Raw genomic sequence first — 15,697 nt, forward strand, 5'->3', positions numbered from 1 at the left:
CCTTCTACTTCCAGACGCTCAACGCTTTTCCGTCAGGAACTTGCCTTCCGGGCCGCCGGCGTTCTTCTGCCGACGGGTGTTGCCATCGATACCGCCTTCGATCGCCCATTCGGCAAACATGGTCGGGCCCGGTTCGAACGCGCGCGGTTCCCAGTGCGCATCGAGCTGGTCCTCGTCGGCGTAGTACTCGATCAGGCCGCCGGCCGGATTCTTGAAGTACCAGAAATAGGCCGACGAAATCGGATGGCGTCCCGGGCCGAGCTGCGTATCCCAGCCTTTGCGGGACATATTCATGCCGCCGCCAAACACCTCGTGGATATCGCGCACCGTGAAAGCCACGTGATTGAGGCCGGCCTTGCCATGCGGCAACTGCAGCAGGAACAGGTCGTGATGGCCGCCCTCGGCGGTGCAGCGCAGGAACGCGCCGCGCTCGGGATAGTTGTCCGACTGCACGAAGCCGAACTTCTCGATGTAGAAGCGCTCGGTGGCCTTCACGTCCTTGACGAAGAACACCACGTGGCCCACCTCGATCGGAATCGCGCGCTCGTAGATCGGGCTGCGCTGGTTCATGCGCGGTTTCTCGTTCCATGTGTTCATCAGCGCGCATTCCACTTCGACGGCATGTTTGCGCGACACCTGAAAGCGCACGGCGAGGCCGTTCGGGTCGGTGCAGCCAATGCGCGCGCCGCCCTCGAGCGACACGAAGGTCGGTTCGTCGGCGATGCGGCTGCGCACCGCGGCCAACGATGCTTCGTCGTCGACGCCCCACACCACTTCGCGCAGCGTCGGGCCATCCTCGATGGCCGACGGCAGCGCTGCGTCGGCCACCTTGCGCACCAGTACGCGGCAGCCGTTGAGCGTTTCGAAATCCAGACCCTGCGCGTCGTCGCGCTTGATCGTCAGGCCCCAGTCGCCGAAAAAGCCGCGGCACGCGTCGAAGTCGTCGGCGCCGTAAACGATCTCGTCAATTCCCAATACTTTCATTTCCATTCTCCGTCCTGCCGTTTGCGGTGCGTCGCGATGCGCCTAGTTGGCCCACGGCAGCGGTTGTTCGTTCAGGCCCCAGTACACGCTCTTCTGTTCCATGTACTGCAGGATGCCCAGCCGTCCCTTCTCGCGGCCCAGACCGCTGTCGCGCCAGCCGCCGAACGGCGTCGAGATCGAGAACTGCTTGTAGGTGTTGATCCACACGTTGCCAGCCTGCACGGATCGTGCCACCCGCCACGCGCGCTTGTAGTCGCGCGTCCAGATGCCTGCCGCGAGCGCATAGACGCTGTCGTTGGCCTGCTCGATCAGATCGTCCTCGTCGTCGAACGGCATCGCCACCAGCACGGGGCCGAAGATCTCTTCCTGGCAGATGCGCGCGTGGTTATCGAGGCCCTCGATGATCGTCGGCGTGTAGAAATAACCGTTGGGCAGTCCCGGCACATCGGGGCGCATGCCGCCGGTGCGCAACTGGCCGCCCTCGGCCACGCCCGCGGCCACATACGACTCGATGCCATCGCGGTGCCGGTCGGTGATCAGCGGCCCCATCTGGGTGCGCTCATCGGCGGGATTGCCCACGCGCAGTTTTGCCGCGCCAGCGGCCAGGCGATCGATGAACGCCTCGTATTGCGAGCGCGCCACGAACAGGCGCGAACCGGCGATGCAAGATTCGCCCGACGAGCTGAAGATGCCGTACAGCACGCCGTTCACAGCATGGTCGAGATCCGCGTCGTCGAACACCATGGTTGGCGACTTGCCGCCCAGCTCCAGCGACACCGGCATCATCTTGTCGGCGGCGATATGCGCGATATGCTTGCCCGTGGTGGTGCCGCCCGTGAACGACACGCGGCGCACCAGCGGGTGCTTGGTGATGGCGTCGCCGATCACGGAGCCCTTGCCGGGCAGCACGCTGATCAGGCCGCGCGGCACGCCCGCTTCCTCGCAGATCGCCGCCAGTTCCAGCGCCATCAGCGGCGTCACCTCGGCCGGCTTGACGATGACCGCATTGCCGGCGGCCAGTGCGGGCGCCATCTTCTGCGCTTCGCTGGCAATCGGCGAATTCCATGGCGTGATGGCCGCCACCACACCCATCGGCTCGTAGACGCTCATCGTCAGGCAATCGCCGCGCTGCGGCGTGATCTGTTCTTCGAGCGTTTCGAGCGCGGCGGCAAAGAACTGGAACGTAGCAGCGGCACTGGCCACCAGCGCGCGGGTTTCGCTGATCGGCTTGCCGTTGTCCAGGCGCTGGCGCTGCGCCAGCGCCTCGGACTTCGCGCGGATCAGTTCGGCAACGCGATGCAGCACCGCGGCGCGTTCGTGGGGCTTGCGGCGCGCCCAGCCGCTCGTGCGGAAGGCGTGGTCCGCGCCCTGGATGGCTTGCTCGACATCGGCCAGGCTGGCCGCGTTCAGTTCCGCCACCACCTCGCCGGTTGCCGGATAACGCGTGGCGTAGCGATCGCCGCCACCAAGGCGCCATTCGCCCGCGATCAGGATGGGAAGGACTTGTTGCGTCGTCATGGGATTACGTTCTCTTCAGATCGACACCGCGTGGGCGCGGTTGCCGAGTGCGCGCACCACGCTGAACACGGTCAGCGCGGACGTCTTGGGGTTGGCCGCCAGCGGCTTGCCGCGCATGGTCAGTTCGAAGCCGCCGAACGCGCCGCGCGCCTCGACGTGGTGGACGTTCTCAACCGCGTCCGGATCGGCCAGCAGCTTCACCGACGTGCGGTCCAGGCCCAGCCCGGCCAGCGATACCGTGGCCGCCACGTTGGCGTTCTTCGGATAAAGCCGCGCGGCCTCGCGTGCAGTGCCCTCGAAAATGACGGTCGGCTGCGTCAGCGCATCGAGGTCGAACAGCTTTTCGGCAGGGGTGCCGACCCATGCGCGCGCCGGCTTGCGGCCCGTGTAGACGACCTCGTCGAGCCCGCCCACGCGCGCCGCGGCCAGCGCGTCGATGGCGCCGATCGCGCCGGACAGCAACTGCACCTGCGTGTTGCCGCGGCGCGCCGCGGCTTCGAGCCGATCGGCCAGGCCGGGCTCGGACAACGCGCCCACCGACACCACCAGGCATGGAATGCCCCGCTCCAGCGCCGGCACTACGTGCTCCTGCAGCGCCTGGTGACCCGCGCACTCCACCAGCAGGTCGGGACGCCGCTCGTCGTCGGCCAGGCGCGTGGCGACACGCACGTTGGGCGCCAGCGTCGACAACGCGCCGCGCGCCTCGTCCATCGTGCCTTCGGGCACGATCACCACGTCGAACGCGACGTCCGGATCGGACTTCAGCAACTCCAGCACGCCGCGGCCAATCGCCCCGCAACCCACCATCGACACATGCAGCATGGCTATGTCTCCTCAGGCCGCTGCCGCCGCCGTGTTGGCGATGGGGGCCTGCTTGTTGACGGGCGGGCCGGCAAACACGGTCTTGAAGCTGCCGATCGACAGCATGTCGATCTCGAGCAGGAACGGGCCGGCTTGCGCGGTGGCTTCGTCGAGCGCCGCGCCGATGTCGGCCAGGTTGCTGACGCGACGGTGGCGCAGCGCCAGCGACTGGCACAGCTGCGCGTAGTCGGGCGTGTGCAGGTCCACATAGTGGCGGCGGCCGCCGTACTGGGCGTCCTGAATGTTCTTGATGACGCCGTAGCCCTTGTCGTTCATCAGCACGATGACCATGTCGGCGCGCTCCTGCACCGCCGTGGCCAGTTCGCCCAGGTTCAGGATGAAGCCGCCATCGCCAGCCAGCGTGAACGTCTTCTTGCCCGATCCCGTGGCGGCCGCGCCCACGGCGGCGCCGATGCCCATCGCCAGGCCTTGGCCGATGCCGCCGCCCAGCGCATGCACGCCGGCGCGCGAATCGAACACCTGCAGATGACGATTGCCCCAGGTGCTGTTCGATACGGTCACGTCGCGCACCCAGTTGAAATTGCGCCCCACGGCCTGTTGCAGCGCCTGCACCAGCGCGCTGTACGGTCCCAGCCCATCGACCAGCGCACCGACCGCGGCGTCATGCGCGCGGCGCAGGTCGTCGGCAAAGCCGGCATCGATCCGCATGCGTCCGGCCAGGCGATCGGCCAGGCCATCGAGCGCCAGCGCGGCGTCGCCGCTGACGAAATAGTCGCTCTGGTAGCAGCGCCCTTCCGATGCCGGATCGGCGTCGATGCGCAGCAGCGGACGCGGCAGCTTCAGTTCGTACTTGAGCGTCTCGTTGCCGCGCAGGCGCGAGCCCACCACCACCATCGCATCGCAGGTCTGGTAGAACGTTTCCACCGGCTTGTGCAGGTTGTACGCGCCGAGCGATCGCGGGTCGTCTTCGGGCACGATGCCGCGTCCCTGCGTGGACGTGACCACGCCGAAGCCCATGTCCAGCAGGCGCTTGACCTGCTTGCTGGCGTGGCGCGCGCCGCCGCCCAGCCACAGCATCGGCCGTTTGGCCTGCAGCAGGCGTTCGGCCAGCGCATCGAGCGCATGGGCCGACGGCTGGTGCTGCGGCACCGGCAGCGGCTTCAGGTCGTTCGGCATCGGAATCAGCGCGGCCTGGATGTCGATCGGAATTTCGACGCTGACCGGGCCGCTCGGCGCCGTCAGCGCGGTCTGCACGGCCAGCTTGATGGTAGAGATCGCGGTATCGGCGCTGCGGATGCGGAACGCCGCCTTCGACACGGCCTTGAGCATCGTGAGCTGGTCCGGCGCCTCGTGGATGTAGGCAAGGCTCTGGTCCAGATACGGCGTCTCGATCTGGCCCGTGATATGCAGCAGCGGCGTGCCGGCGGTCAGCGCTTCCACCATTGCGCCGGCCGCATTGCCCGCGGCCGTGCCGGTGCTGGTCAGGCACACGCCGAGGCTGCCCGTGGTGCGGGCATAGGCATCGGCCATGTTGGTGCCGCCCGCCTCGCCGCGCGCGGGGACGAAACGGATCTTGCCGCGCTCGCCCATCGCGTCGAGGATGGGCATGTTGTGGATCGAGATCACGCCGAATGCAGCCTTGACGCCGCACTGTTCGAGGAAGGCTGCAATGGCGCAGCCCACGGTGACTTGTTGTTGCTCGTTACGCATGACGGGAGAGTCCTCCGGAAATATCGATATGGCTGCCCGTGGTGTACGAAGACAACGGCGAGGCAAGGAACAGGATGGCGCGCGCGGCTTCCTGCGGCAGGCCAAGGCGGCCCAGTTGAATGTGCTTTTGTGCGGCCAGGCGCGCGGTCCACGCGGCCCAGTCCAGATGACGATCTTCTGCGGGGCGCGCATCGAAGCGGCGGCGCCATTGGCCCGATTCCACCAGGCCGATCAGGATGCCGTTGACGCGCACGCCCTTAGGCGCGAATTCCGTGGCCAGCGAGCGCACCAGGTTGTGCACGCCGGCCCGTGCGGCCGATGTGGCCACCATGTGCGGCTCCGGTTGCGTGGCCAGCAGCGAATTCACGCAGACGATGGCGCCCTGCTTCGATTGCTCGAGCTGCGGCAGAAACGCGCGCGTCGGGTGAATCACCGAGAAGAACTTGAGCTGCAGTTCCTCGATCCAGGCCGCATCCTCGGTGGTAGCGAACGTCGACACGCGGCCCTGGCCGGCGTTGTTGACCAGCATGTTGGCCGGGCCCAGCTCGCGCGCGACGTCCGCGGCGAACGCGTTAACCTGCGCAGGGTCGAGCACGTCGCACGTGGCGGCGTACAGGCGGCAGCCGGCAAAGCGCTCGCGCAACCCGGCCTCGGCGCTGCGCAGGCGGGCCGCATCGCGGCCGCACATGGCTACCGCCGCGCCCGCTTCGAGCAACAGTTCGACCGTGGCCAGCCCGATGCCGGAGGACCCGCCGGTGACGACGGCAACCTTGCCGTCGAGTTCAATCATGGACATCGAATCCCCTCTTCCCTCAATCCCTCAATCGCGATTCATGATGACCACCCGGGGCTGCGTGCCCCTGGCGTGGCGATGCGGCCGATAGCCGAGCAGGCGCGATAGTTCGCCCGCGGTTTCCGTGACTTTGCCGACCATCCGGTCGAGTTCTTCCTGCGGCAGCCGCGACGCAGGAATCGTCGCGCCCAGCGCCGCCGCGACCTTGCCCGTGCGATCGCGCACCGGCGCGGCAATGGTCGAAATGCTGGCCTCGAAGAAGCCTTCCTGCAGCACATAGCCGCGCTGCTGCACCTCGTGCACCAGCCCGTACAGCGCGTCCACGGTGCGCGGCGTGTTGTCGGAATAGACCTGCAACTGCGGCTCGGGATACAGCGCGCGCAACTGGTCGAGGCTCAGGTCTTCCAGCAGCACGTGACCGAGCACCGTGGCGTGCGCGGGCAGCCGCGCGCCCACGTTGACGTTGCTGGCAAACGGACGCGAGGCGGCGGCCTTGGCCACGTACACGACCGAGCGCCCGTCGCGCACGACGATGTTGCAGGGATACTCGATGTCGTCGCGCAGCCGGTTCAGCAGCGGTCCGCCCAGTTCGGTCAGCTCCAGCGACGCCAGATAGTCGAAGCCGAGCCGCAGCACTGCCAATCCCAACCGGTATTCGCGTCCGCCGTCGGCACGCTCCACGTAGCCGGTGGCTTCCAGCGTGGCCAGCAGGCGGAACACCGTCGAGCGCGGCACATCGAGCCGGCGCGACAGGTCTGCCGCGCTCAGCACGCGGTCGCGCGCGCTGAACTCGGCCAGCAGGCGCAGGCCGCGTTCCAGGCCGGGCACGATGTACCGGTCCATGCCGTCGGCATGGGCGGTCGCCATGATTTCGGGATTGGCGCTCATTGCTCGTATCCGGTGCGGCTCAGCGCTTGACCTTGGTGAGCGGATGCTCGGGCGGATAGGTCGGCGTGATCGGCTTTTTGGCGCCCAGCATCACGCACATCAGCGCGTCTTCCTCGCCGATGTTGATTTCCTCGCGATACACGCCCGGCGGCACCGACACCAGGTCGCGGTCGGTCAGGATGGTCTCGTAGCGCTCGCCGTCTTTTTCCAGCACCAGCTTGATCTTGCCGCGCAGGATGAAGAACACTTCTTCCACGTCGGTGTGCAGGTGCGACGGGCCTTCATGGCCGGCCGGGATGATCATGGTCGAGAACGTGAAGTGTTCCGACGGCACGGTGTTGGTGTCGGCGGCCACGCCGGTGCCGCCGGTGCCCAGGTAGCGCATTTGCGCACGGCGGTACTTCGGGTCGTAGTCGGCCTGGAACTTCAGCGCGTCCCAGTCGTAACGGCGAGTGCTGAAGCGCGCCACGCGCGATTCCATCCACTTCTCGAACGAGGCGCCTTCAGGTTGTTCCCAGCTGCGCTTGATGTTTTCCTGTTGCGACAGATCGCTCATTTCTATCCTCTGGAGTGTTTTTGTTTCAGTGCATTACAAAGCCGCCGTTGACCGCCAGCGTCTGGCCGGTCACGAAACGGGCGAGGTCGGACAGCGCGAACAGCACGGCGCCGCAGACATCATCGGGAACCTGTTCGCGCTGGATCGCGCGCTGGTTGCGGTACAGGTCGTGCCGGTGCTGCGGCACATATTCGGTGGCTTCCACCAGCGTCAGGCCCGGCGCCACGGCATTGACGGTCACGTTGGCGTCGCCGAGTTCGCGCGCCAGCGAGCGGGTCATGCCGATGATGGCGCTCTTGCTGGCCACGTAGGCCAGCAGGTTCGGCGCGCCCCACAGCGGCGTGTCGGAAGCGAGGTTGATCACCGCGCCGCGGCCACTGGCGCGCAGCGCGGGCGTGCAGGCCGCTGTCATCAGCCACGTGCCGCGCACGTTCACGTTCATCACACGGTCCCAGGTGGCAACGTCGAGTGCGGTCAGGTCGCGGCCGCCGGAGTCGGTGACCGCGCCGTTGTTGACCAGGCCGTCCAGGCCGCCCAGCGCGCTGGACGCGGCGTCGGCGCACGCCTGCACCGAAGCCGGATCGTTGAGATCGAGCTGCAGCGGCACCACATGGAAGCCGCGCGCCTGTAGCGCGGCGGCCGCTTCGGTCACGCGTTCGGCCAGGATGTCGGCCATTGCCACGCTGGCGCCAGCTTCGGCAATCGCGGTGGCAAAGGCCAGGCCCAACCCGCGCGCCGCGCCGGTGACCAGCACCTTGCGGCCGGCCAGCAGGTTCAGAGGCGTGCGCTCAGGCATGGCTGTGCGCTCCGGCTACCGGTTGCAGCATCGCCACCGGTTCGTCGGCCACTTCGGCATCGGCGCGACGCTTGAGCATGCGACGCACGCGCGTGATGCCGGCATCGTGGGCATAAAGCATTTCATGATCGCGCGCACCCGGCGCCATCGATTCGAGCACCACACGGTCCTGTTCGAGCACGTCCCAATGCAGGCCTTCCAGACGATTGCGATACAGGAAGCGCCACACGTCGCGCTCCCAGCCCTGCACATGGCGAGTGCGCCAGAAGAACACCATGCAGTGAGATTCATCGACCGGCGTGGCGATGCCGACGATGCCGAACGGTCCGCCCGGGCCAACCTTGTCGCGATACGGAATCGACAGGCGCAGCCACAGCGTGCCGGTCTCGCCGAATTCGACCCAGTCGAAATTCACGCCGCGCTGGCCGGTCTTCTCGAAAATCAGCCCGTGCTCCGTTTCCACCACCTGCATGACCGCCGACTTTTCGCCGCTGGCCATCGAATGGGACACCGCGTGCAGGTATGCGCCGTGCATCGGATCCATGACGTTATCGATCGCATAGCGGTAGTTGCAGTCCCAGTGCGCCACGCACAGGAAGTTGCTGTGTTCCTCGCTGACCAGTTCCTCGGGCAGGCGCAGCGTATCGGCCTCAGTGGGCGCGCGATCGCCGAACCACAGGAAGATCGCGCCGGCCTGCTCTTGCACCGGATAGCTGCGCACGCAGGTGCGGCCTTCCAGCGGGCAGTTGTCGACCGCCGGCACGCTCTTGACCTGGCCGTCGCCGCCGACTTCCACGCCGTGGTACCAGCAGGCCACGCGGTCGCCAAGGTTCCAGCCCATCGACAGGCGCGCGCCGCGGTGCGGACAGCGGTCTTCCAGTGCATTGAGGCCGCCGGTGCTGTCACGCCAGACGACGATGTTCTGGCCCAGGCGCGTGATGCCGATCGGGGCGTGCGTGACCTGCCACGACGCAGCCACCGGATACCAGTAGTTGCGCAGGCCGGTGTTCAGGCGCGCTTCTGCGCGTGCTTGCTTGTTCGATTCCATATCTGTCTTCTCGCTTCTCGCTGTTCGGTCCGCGGGCTCAGGCGCCCAGGCGGCGCATTTCGGCAAGGAAGCCCTGCTCGGTCCACAGTTGGCCGTCGGCGGTCAGCAGGCCGGCGCGGTTGAAAGCGCGCACGATGTCTTCCGGGGATTTGGCGCCGGCCTCGAAGGCCGCTTCCAGTGCGTCGCCCAGCTTGTTTTCGTAGGCGGTGGGCTCGGCGGCGCGGGTCTGCCAGACGATATTGGCCACCTGGCCGGGCTTCTCGATATGACCCTTGCCGGCAACGTTGTTGGGCGCGGGACGCTCCCAGGGAACCAGGTTCGGGTTGTACGCGAGGCTTTCCATTGCGCTTTGCTCCATGGCTTGCTGTGTGGGGACGACTGGCTCAATCCACGCTCGCGCTTGCCGGCTCTCCGTCTTGTTGACGTTTTACCTATGAAACACGAGTTTAAATATTGAACACAGGTAGGACTATAGACAACGACGCTTTAAAGATTGATCGGGGTAAACCCGCGCGGGGAAGATGCGCTGGCCGATTGCCGGCCAGGCTCGGCGCAGTTGAGATTCAGGCTGGCGGAAGGCTGGCGCGGATCAGCCGCGCCACGGCAGAGGGCTGCTCGATATAGCAGGCGTGACCGGCATCAGCGATGGCGTGGAATGGCACGTCGAACCGCTCGGCCAGCGCGGCGGACGCGGCGGGCGTGGTCACCACGTCCTGCGCGCCGCATCCCACTTCCCAGGCTCGGCCGCTCACATCGAGATAGCTGCCGATGTCGTCGCCGCACAGCAAGGCGACCGCCTGGCGATAACCGTCGGGATTGAGCCGCCGCATGTTCCAGCGCACCCAGGCCTGGGCGTCAGCCGTGGCGGCCGGACTTAGCAGGCGCGTCGGGCCGCGCTGCGCCAGCCCTTCCACACCTTGTGTCTCCAGCGCGGCGATGCGCTGGCGCGCCACGTCGCGCGCGGTGTCCTCCTTGCCCGGCGCGCCGTAACCGAGCGCCGGACTGAGCAGCAGGAACCGCCCCGGTTGCATCGCGGCCGGCGCGTGCGCGGCATACCCGGCCGCCATCAACGCACCGAGCGAATGGCCAACGATCAGATCGGGCCGCACCTGGAGCGCATCGAGCATCGCCGCCAATTGCATCGCATAGTCGCGCGCGGTCGGGGCCGGCATCGGCAGCGGTGTCGACTGTCCATAGCCGGGCGCATCCCAGGCGATCACGCGCGCATGCCCGGCCAGCAGGCTCGCGCAAGGCAGCCATGACGCCGCACCGGAACTGATGCCGTGCAGCAAGACGATCACCGGGCCGCGCGTCCCTCCGATGCGGCAAGCGACGCGCGCGCCGTCGCTTCCCGTCATCACCAGGCGTTCCGCGAAATGGCTGTCCAGCGCGGCCAGCAGGTCAACCGCCCGGTCGGGTGCAGAATTGGACTCAGTTTGTTCCATATATGAAATACGTGTTTGCACATAAAACTTCTCGACTATAGGCGCAGTCGTCCGGTTCGTGGGATCAGGGTAAACAGGGAGAAAAATCAGGGTTTCCGGACGGCGCCCGATGACGGTGCGAGGTGTTGCCGACGCTCGCGCCAAGGCGGGGCAGACGCCTGCAGCCGCCCGATCCGCGCAGCGTCTGGCGCGCACGTTCAAACCCGGCCCAGGCGGCAGCGCGCCGCGCGCCACGGCAGTGCCTGGCGCACCACGCCGGCACCGGCACCGCATCGCTGGCATTCCCCCAAACGGGTGGTGCCGCAGCGTCGCAGCGCGGACACAGGGGCGGCGTCCTAGGGTTCGCCCCTATCTACGCCTTTTCACGCCGTGCCTATATTCCGCTCAACGTTTCCTATGTAGTTCATTGTTTTACTAATGAAACGCAGAACGAAACGGCAGCCTCCGTTGCCGACGGAAACGTCCACGACAAGCCCCCAAGACTAGAGAAGGAAACGGTAGATGAAGATCGCAAAGTACGCGGCAGGCCTGCTTGCAGCCGCGCCCCTGCTGGCCACCGCCCAGTCCGTCACGATGTATGGCGTGGTGGATACGGGCGTGGAATTCGTGAACAACGTCGGCGCGGCGGGCAACAGTGTGGTCCGCATGAACACGCTGACCGGCACCGTGCCTTCGCGCTGGGGTCTGCGTGGAACGGAAGACCTGGGCAACGGCCTGAAGAGCGTGTTCGTGCTCGAAGGCGGGTTCGCACCCGATTCCGGCAATGCCAACCAGGGCGGCCGGCTGTTTGGCCGCCAGGCGCTGGTCGGGCTGCAGTCGAACCAGTGGGGCCAGATCTCGTTTGGCCGCCAATACACGATGCTGTTCTGGGCCACGCTCGACCCGGACATCCTGGGGCCGAACGCCTTCGGCTCGGGATCGCTGGACAGCTACCTGCCGAACACGCGCGCCGACAACGCCATCGCCTACAAGGGCACGTTCGGCGGCCTGACGCTGGGCGCCACCTACAGTTTTGGCCGCGACGGCACGAACGCCGGGCCCAGCCCATCCGGCACCAACTGCGCAGGCGAAAACCCCGCCAACAAGAGCCAGTGCCGCGAATGGTCTGCGATGATCGGCTGGGACCAGAAATGGTGGGGCATCACGGCCGCGTATGACTCGCAGCGCGGCGGCCCAGGCGCGTTTGGCGGCCTGACCAGCAGCAGCCTGCGCGACGACCGCGCATCGCTGGCCGGCTATGTGCTGCTGAATCGCACCAAGATCGGCGCCGGCGTGATCCGCCGCGAAAACCAGGGCAGCACCACGCCGCTGTCCGAGCTCTACTACATCGGTGCGGCGTATGACATCACGCCCGCCTTCACGCTGGCCGGCCAGGTTTATTACCTGAACTACCAGAACAGCGACAACAAGGCGATGCTGTACGCGATCCGCGGCATGTACAACTTCAGCAAGCGCACGGCCGTGTATGCCACCGCCGGCTACATCAACAATGACGGCACGCTGGCGATGTCGGTCAGCGGTGCACAGGCCGGGGCAAACCCCAAACCTGGCGGCCAGCAGATCGGCGCCATGGTCGGCATCAAGCACGTTTTCTAAGGGTGAGACCGTTATGCAACCGAACGTTTTCCGTCGCATCGTCCTGGGTGCGATCGGCGCCGCAGTTGGCGTCGCCGCGCTCTTGAGCACGGCCCCGACGATGGCCCAGGGCAACTATCCAAGCAAGCCGATCACGATCGTGGTGGCCTATCCGGCCGGCGGCGACACCGACGTGCTGGCGCGGCTGATGGCCGAAAAGCTGGCGGCGCGCCTGAAGCAGTCCGTCGTGGTGGAAAACCGCACCGGCGCGGCCGGCACCATCGGCAGCGCCTACGTGGCCCGCGCTGCCGCCGACGGCTATACGCTGCTGCTGGCGCCCAACACGGTATCGATCGCGCCGCTGGTGCTCAAGGCCGGCACTGGCGCCAGCTACGATGTGCTCAACGATCTCACGCCGATCGCCCAGCTTGGCACCCAGTCGCTATTCGTGGTCGTCAACAAGAACAGCGGCATCTCCCGGATGAGCGACCTCGTGGCACGCGCCAAGGCGGGCAAGCTGGAAACGTACGCAACGCCCGGCAATGGATCGCCGATGCACATCATGGGCGAACTGTTCAACAAGTCGGCCAACGTGAAGATCGCGCAGGTGCCGTACCGCGGCACCGCACCGGCCATCGTCGACGTGCTGGGCGGTCAGGTGCCGATGACCTATGTCACCTACGGCGCGGTGGCGCAATACGTCGGCAACGGCACGCTGGTGCCGCTGGCCGTGGCCGACGCGCGGCGCTCGCCGTTCGCGCCCAACGTGCCGACGCTGGCCGAGCTGGGCTACAAGGATGTGGAAATCGGCGCGTGGCAGGCCCTGCTGGGGCCGAAGAATCTGCCGCCGGAAATCGTGCGCATGCTCAACGGCCATGTGAACGAGATCCTCAAGCAGCCGGACGTGGTGGCGCGCATGGCCACCATCGCGGTCACGCCCGTGGGCGGCGAGCCGGCCGTACTGCAAAAGCTGATCGCCGCCGACTACGCGCGCTATGCCAGGCTGGTAAAGGAGTTCGGCATCCAGGCCGACTGAGCCTCGGCGCAATGGACGGTCCCGGACCGGTTGCAAACGGGGGTAGCACTGACGGCCCGGCGCAATGCCGGGCCTTTTTTATTCGGCAGCGCACGCACGATCAGCTCAGTGCCCGCCTCGCACCATAGGGCAGGGCCGCCCGGCCACCGCACACCACCAAAAGTCGCCGTCACTATTGACGCCGAATCACATCGCAAATGATAATCGCTCTCATTTCTAAAAATTACAACGAATTACAACAGGGATATGAGCCGTTATCTACACAAAAAATATGTGCGCGCCAGTGTTGCAGTGGGTCCGGCGCTTCTTTTGCAGGTGGCACACGCCCAGACAATGGGCACCGATTCCTCCGCCCTGCCGCCGGTCACGGTGACGGCGGACGGCAACCGGGATCTCGGCAGCGGATACAAACCCTCCACCACGGTCAGCGCCACCAAGACCGAGGCGCCGCTGCGCGACGTTCCGCAGACCGTCAACGTCGTGACCGCGCAGGTCATGCAGGACCAGCACGCCACCTCGGTGCAGGACGCGCTGAAGAACGTGCCGGGCGTCAGCTTTTCCTCCGGCGACGGCCAGCGCGACCAGGTCTCGATCCGCGGCTTCAGCGCCATTGCCGACCAGTTCGTCGACGGTATCCGCGATGACGCCTTGTATTTTCGCGATCTCTCCAACGTCGACCGCATCGAGGTCATCAAGGGCCCTGCTGCCGTGCTGTACGGGCGCGGCTCGTCGGGCGGCCTGATCAATCGCGTCACGAAAAAGCCGGGCATCGACGTGACCGACTTCGCGCTGAGCTATGGCATGTGGGCCGACCGGCGCGTAGAGGGTGACGTGGGCCGGACCTTCGGCGACGGCGCCGCGGCGTTCCGCATCACCGCCGCCCATGAGGAGGCCAACAGCTATCGCTCGCAGCAGTTCCTGAACCGGACGGCCGTGGCGCCGTCGCTGGAACTGCGCCTGGCGCCGCAGACCACCGTCCTGCTACAGGCCGACTGGCTGGAAGACCGCCGCGTCACGGACTTCGGCATCCCGGCCTATCGCGGCCGGCCCGTGGCGGTCGATCCCTCTACCTACTACGGCGCGGCAAACGCGCGCGACGCCGACTACACCCAGACCCGCGTTTACTCGGGCACCGCCACCGTGAACCATCGTTTCAACGATCAGTGGTCGATCCGCAATGCGACGCGCTACTACCACTACTCGCTTGACCGCAACAACACGCTGGTGGGATCGGTCAACGAAAGCACGCTGCGCGCGTCGCTGACGCACAGCAACGTCTACCGCGAGGAGCACGGCTGGTTCAACCAGACCGACCTGACGCAAAAGGCCGAGTTCTTCGGCATGAAGCACGAACTGCTGTACGGCGTGGAAGTGGGTCAGCAGAACAAGGATCTGGTCAACTATTCGCGCGCCAACGTGGCGTCGGTCGATCTGTTCAATCCGGTGCTGCCGGTCCTGCCGCGTCTGGTCGGCGGCACGCCGGCCACCAGCAATCTGGGCGTGTTCAAGACGCTGGGCCTCTACACCCAGGACATGATCCAGTTTTCCGAACAGTGGAAAGCCCTGCTCGGCGTGCGGTACGACCGCTTCGAACAGGAAACCATCCAGCGCCTGCCGGGCCAGCCCAACCTGGCGCGCACTGACAATGCCTGGAGCCCGCGCGCGGGCCTGGTGTGGCAGCCGTCGAAGCAGCAGTCCTACTACCTGTCGTGGAGCCGCTCGTTCCAGCCATCGGGCGAGGCGTTCTCGCTGGCGGCCAACAACGCGCAGCTGGCGCCGGAGACCACGCGTAACACCGAAGTCGGCGCGAAGTACGATTTTCTCGACGGCAAGGCCACCACGACGGTATCGCTGTTCCGGATCGAACGGACCAACATCAAGGTCGCCAACGCCACCGGTACGGCGCTGATTCCGATCGGCGAGCAGCGCACCGACGGCCTCGAACTGAGCGGCGCGGCAGAGCTTGGCGGCGGCTGGCGCATGCTGGCCGGCTACGCCTATCTCGATGCGGTGGTGACGCAGTCGACGCCGGCGCTGCAGGGCAAGCAGGCCACGCTGACGCCGCGCCATTCGGGCAACCTGTGGCTCACCAAAGAGCTCGGCCATGGCTTCGGGCTGGGCGGCGGGCTGAACCTGGTGGGCGCGCGACAGGCCGATCCGGCCAACACCGTGACGTTGCCGGGCTACGTCACGGCGGACATGGTCGCCTGGTATCGGCGCGGATCGTTCGAGGCGCAGTTGAACCTCTACAACGTGTTCAACCAGGGGTACATCGTTTCGGGCCACGGCTCCAGCCCCAATCTGAACCTGCCGGGCGCTCCGCGCAGCGTGATGGCCACCCTGCGCTATCGCATGTAAGCGACGCGCGCATGCGCCGACGGTACACGTACCGCGCGTGTCCCGATCCATCGCGCGGTGCGGCGCCATGCGCCGTGCCGATTCGCGGCGCCATGCCAGTGTGTGGGCGCCGCGCGGCCTTTGGCGGGCAGAAAGCGGGCGCGCGGCGGCCGCGCATCTATAATCCGG

The 15,697-nt window shown here is 66.7% G+C and carries 14 protein-coding genes; 3 read left to right on the forward strand and 11 right to left on the reverse strand.

Features of this window, described 5'->3' with window-relative positions; all coding sequences use genetic code 11:
* Positions 1–18: 18 nt before the first annotated feature.
* The 11 genes from AC1RKI_RS09825 to AC1RKI_RS09875 all read right to left on the reverse strand — a co-directional run bounded on the left by AC1RKI_RS09825 (position 19) and on the right by AC1RKI_RS09875 (position 10,560).
* Positions 19–984 carry a VOC family protein gene (locus AC1RKI_RS09825; RefSeq protein WP_490714122.1) on the reverse strand — a complete coding sequence of 322 codons (966 nt, stop codon included), beginning with the start codon at positions 982–984 and terminating at the stop codon, positions 19–21.
* A gap of 42 nt (positions 985–1,026) precedes the next feature.
* Positions 1,027–2,502 carry an aldehyde dehydrogenase gene (locus AC1RKI_RS09830; RefSeq protein ID WP_061958864.1) on the reverse strand — a complete coding sequence of 492 codons (1,476 nt, stop codon included), beginning with the start codon at positions 2,500–2,502 and terminating at the stop codon, positions 1,027–1,029.
* Between the two features lie 15 nt (positions 2,503–2,517).
* Positions 2,518–3,324, reverse strand: coding sequence for an aspartate dehydrogenase (locus tag AC1RKI_RS09835; RefSeq protein ID WP_150980968.1), 807 nt, complete (start codon positions 3,322–3,324; stop codon positions 2,518–2,520).
* 12 nt (positions 3,325–3,336) lie between these two features.
* Positions 3,337–5,034, reverse strand: a complete 1,698-nt coding sequence (locus AC1RKI_RS09840) for a thiamine pyrophosphate-binding protein (protein WP_061958865.1) — start codon at positions 5,032–5,034, stop codon at positions 3,337–3,339.
* Positions 5,027–5,830: an SDR family oxidoreductase gene (locus AC1RKI_RS09845; protein ID WP_244789010.1), complete on the reverse strand. Its 804-nt coding sequence runs from the start codon at positions 5,828–5,830 to the stop codon at positions 5,027–5,029. The genes AC1RKI_RS09840 and AC1RKI_RS09845 overlap by 8 nt, the downstream gene beginning before the upstream one ends.
* Positions 5,831–5,854: 24 nt before the next feature.
* Positions 5,855–6,715, reverse strand: a complete 861-nt coding sequence (locus AC1RKI_RS09850; protein ID WP_244789009.1) for an IclR family transcriptional regulator — start codon at positions 6,713–6,715, stop codon at positions 5,855–5,857.
* 19 nt (positions 6,716–6,734) lie between these two features.
* Complete coding sequence (locus AC1RKI_RS09855) at positions 6,735–7,271, reverse strand: cupin domain-containing protein (protein ID WP_061958868.1); 537 nt, start codon at positions 7,269–7,271, stop codon at positions 6,735–6,737.
* Between the two features lie 25 nt (positions 7,272–7,296).
* The gene (locus AC1RKI_RS09860) at positions 7,297–8,067 is read right to left on the reverse strand and encodes an SDR family oxidoreductase (RefSeq protein WP_061958869.1); all 771 of its coding nucleotides are present in this window, start codon (positions 8,065–8,067) and stop codon (positions 7,297–7,299) included.
* The gene (locus AC1RKI_RS09865) at positions 8,060–9,115 is read right to left on the reverse strand and encodes an aromatic ring-hydroxylating dioxygenase subunit alpha (protein ID WP_492797529.1); all 1,056 of its coding nucleotides are present in this window, start codon (positions 9,113–9,115) and stop codon (positions 8,060–8,062) included. Before AC1RKI_RS09865 ends, AC1RKI_RS09860 begins: the two co-directional genes overlap by 8 nt.
* Before the next feature lie 37 nt (positions 9,116–9,152).
* Positions 9,153–9,458 (reverse strand): recombinase-like helix-turn-helix domain-containing protein, encoded by a 306-nt coding sequence (locus AC1RKI_RS09870; protein WP_407648905.1) that lies wholly within the window; start codon positions 9,456–9,458, stop codon positions 9,153–9,155.
* A gap of 220 nt (positions 9,459–9,678) precedes the next feature.
* The gene (locus AC1RKI_RS09875) at positions 9,679–10,560 is read right to left on the reverse strand and encodes an alpha/beta fold hydrolase (protein ID WP_492797527.1); all 882 of its coding nucleotides are present in this window, start codon (positions 10,558–10,560) and stop codon (positions 9,679–9,681) included.
* Between the two features lie 501 nt (positions 10,561–11,061).
* On the opposite strand from AC1RKI_RS09875, the gene AC1RKI_RS09880 reads away from it, so the two are divergent.
* From AC1RKI_RS09880 to AC1RKI_RS09890, 3 genes are all read left to right on the forward strand, one after another.
* Complete coding sequence (locus AC1RKI_RS09880; protein WP_150980974.1) at positions 11,062–12,156, forward strand: porin; 1,095 nt, start codon at positions 11,062–11,064, stop codon at positions 12,154–12,156.
* A 13-nt stretch (positions 12,157–12,169) separates the two neighbouring features.
* Complete coding sequence (locus AC1RKI_RS09885) at positions 12,170–13,171, forward strand: Bug family tripartite tricarboxylate transporter substrate binding protein (protein ID WP_061958874.1); 1,002 nt, start codon at positions 12,170–12,172, stop codon at positions 13,169–13,171.
* A gap of 333 nt (positions 13,172–13,504) precedes the next feature.
* Positions 13,505–15,529 carry a TonB-dependent receptor gene (locus tag AC1RKI_RS09890; RefSeq protein ID WP_492797524.1) on the forward strand — a complete coding sequence of 675 codons (2,025 nt, stop codon included), beginning with the start codon at positions 13,505–13,507 and terminating at the stop codon, positions 15,527–15,529.
* Positions 15,530–15,697 lie beyond the last annotated feature (168 nt).

The organism is Cupriavidus sp. GW822-FHT06G04, from assembly GCF_058799075.1.

What these genes read in the sequence shown, in the direction of transcription:
- AC1RKI_RS09835 (WP_150980968.1), bottom strand. Translation starts at nt 3,324, where the DNA reads ATGCTGCATGTGTCGATGGTGGGTTGCGGGGCGATTGGCCGCGGCGTG.
- AC1RKI_RS09865 (WP_492797529.1), bottom strand. Translation starts at nt 9,115, where the DNA reads ATGGAATCGAACAAGCAAGCACGCGCAGAAGCGCGCCTGAACACCGGC.
- AC1RKI_RS09825 (WP_490714122.1), bottom strand. Translation starts at nt 984, where the DNA reads ATGAAAGTATTGGGAATTGACGAGATCGTTTACGGCGCCGACGACTTC.
- AC1RKI_RS09880 (WP_150980974.1), top strand. Translation starts at nt 11,062, where the DNA reads ATGAAGATCGCAAAGTACGCGGCAGGCCTGCTTGCAGCCGCGCCCCTG.
- AC1RKI_RS09870 (WP_407648905.1), bottom strand. Translation starts at nt 9,458, where the DNA reads ATGGAAAGCCTCGCGTACAACCCGAACCTGGTTCCCTGGGAGCGTCCC.
- AC1RKI_RS09860 (WP_061958869.1), bottom strand. Translation starts at nt 8,067, where the DNA reads ATGCCTGAGCGCACGCCTCTGAACCTGCTGGCCGGCCGCAAGGTGCTG.
- AC1RKI_RS09885 (WP_061958874.1), top strand. Translation starts at nt 12,170, where the DNA reads ATGCAACCGAACGTTTTCCGTCGCATCGTCCTGGGTGCGATCGGCGCC.
- AC1RKI_RS09875 (WP_492797527.1), bottom strand. Translation starts at nt 10,560, where the DNA reads ATGGAACAAACTGAGTCCAATTCTGCACCCGACCGGGCGGTTGACCTG.
- AC1RKI_RS09840 (WP_061958865.1), bottom strand. Translation starts at nt 5,034, where the DNA reads ATGCGTAACGAGCAACAACAAGTCACCGTGGGCTGCGCCATTGCAGCC.
- AC1RKI_RS09855 (WP_061958868.1), bottom strand. Translation starts at nt 7,271, where the DNA reads ATGAGCGATCTGTCGCAACAGGAAAACATCAAGCGCAGCTGGGAACAA.
- AC1RKI_RS09830 (WP_061958864.1), bottom strand. Translation starts at nt 2,502, where the DNA reads ATGACGACGCAACAAGTCCTTCCCATCCTGATCGCGGGCGAATGGCGC.
- AC1RKI_RS09850 (WP_244789009.1), bottom strand. Translation starts at nt 6,715, where the DNA reads ATGAGCGCCAATCCCGAAATCATGGCGACCGCCCATGCCGACGGCATG.
- AC1RKI_RS09845 (WP_244789010.1), bottom strand. Translation starts at nt 5,830, where the DNA reads ATGTCCATGATTGAACTCGACGGCAAGGTTGCCGTCGTCACCGGCGGG.
- AC1RKI_RS09890 (WP_492797524.1), top strand. Translation starts at nt 13,505, where the DNA reads ATGGGCACCGATTCCTCCGCCCTGCCGCCGGTCACGGTGACGGCGGAC.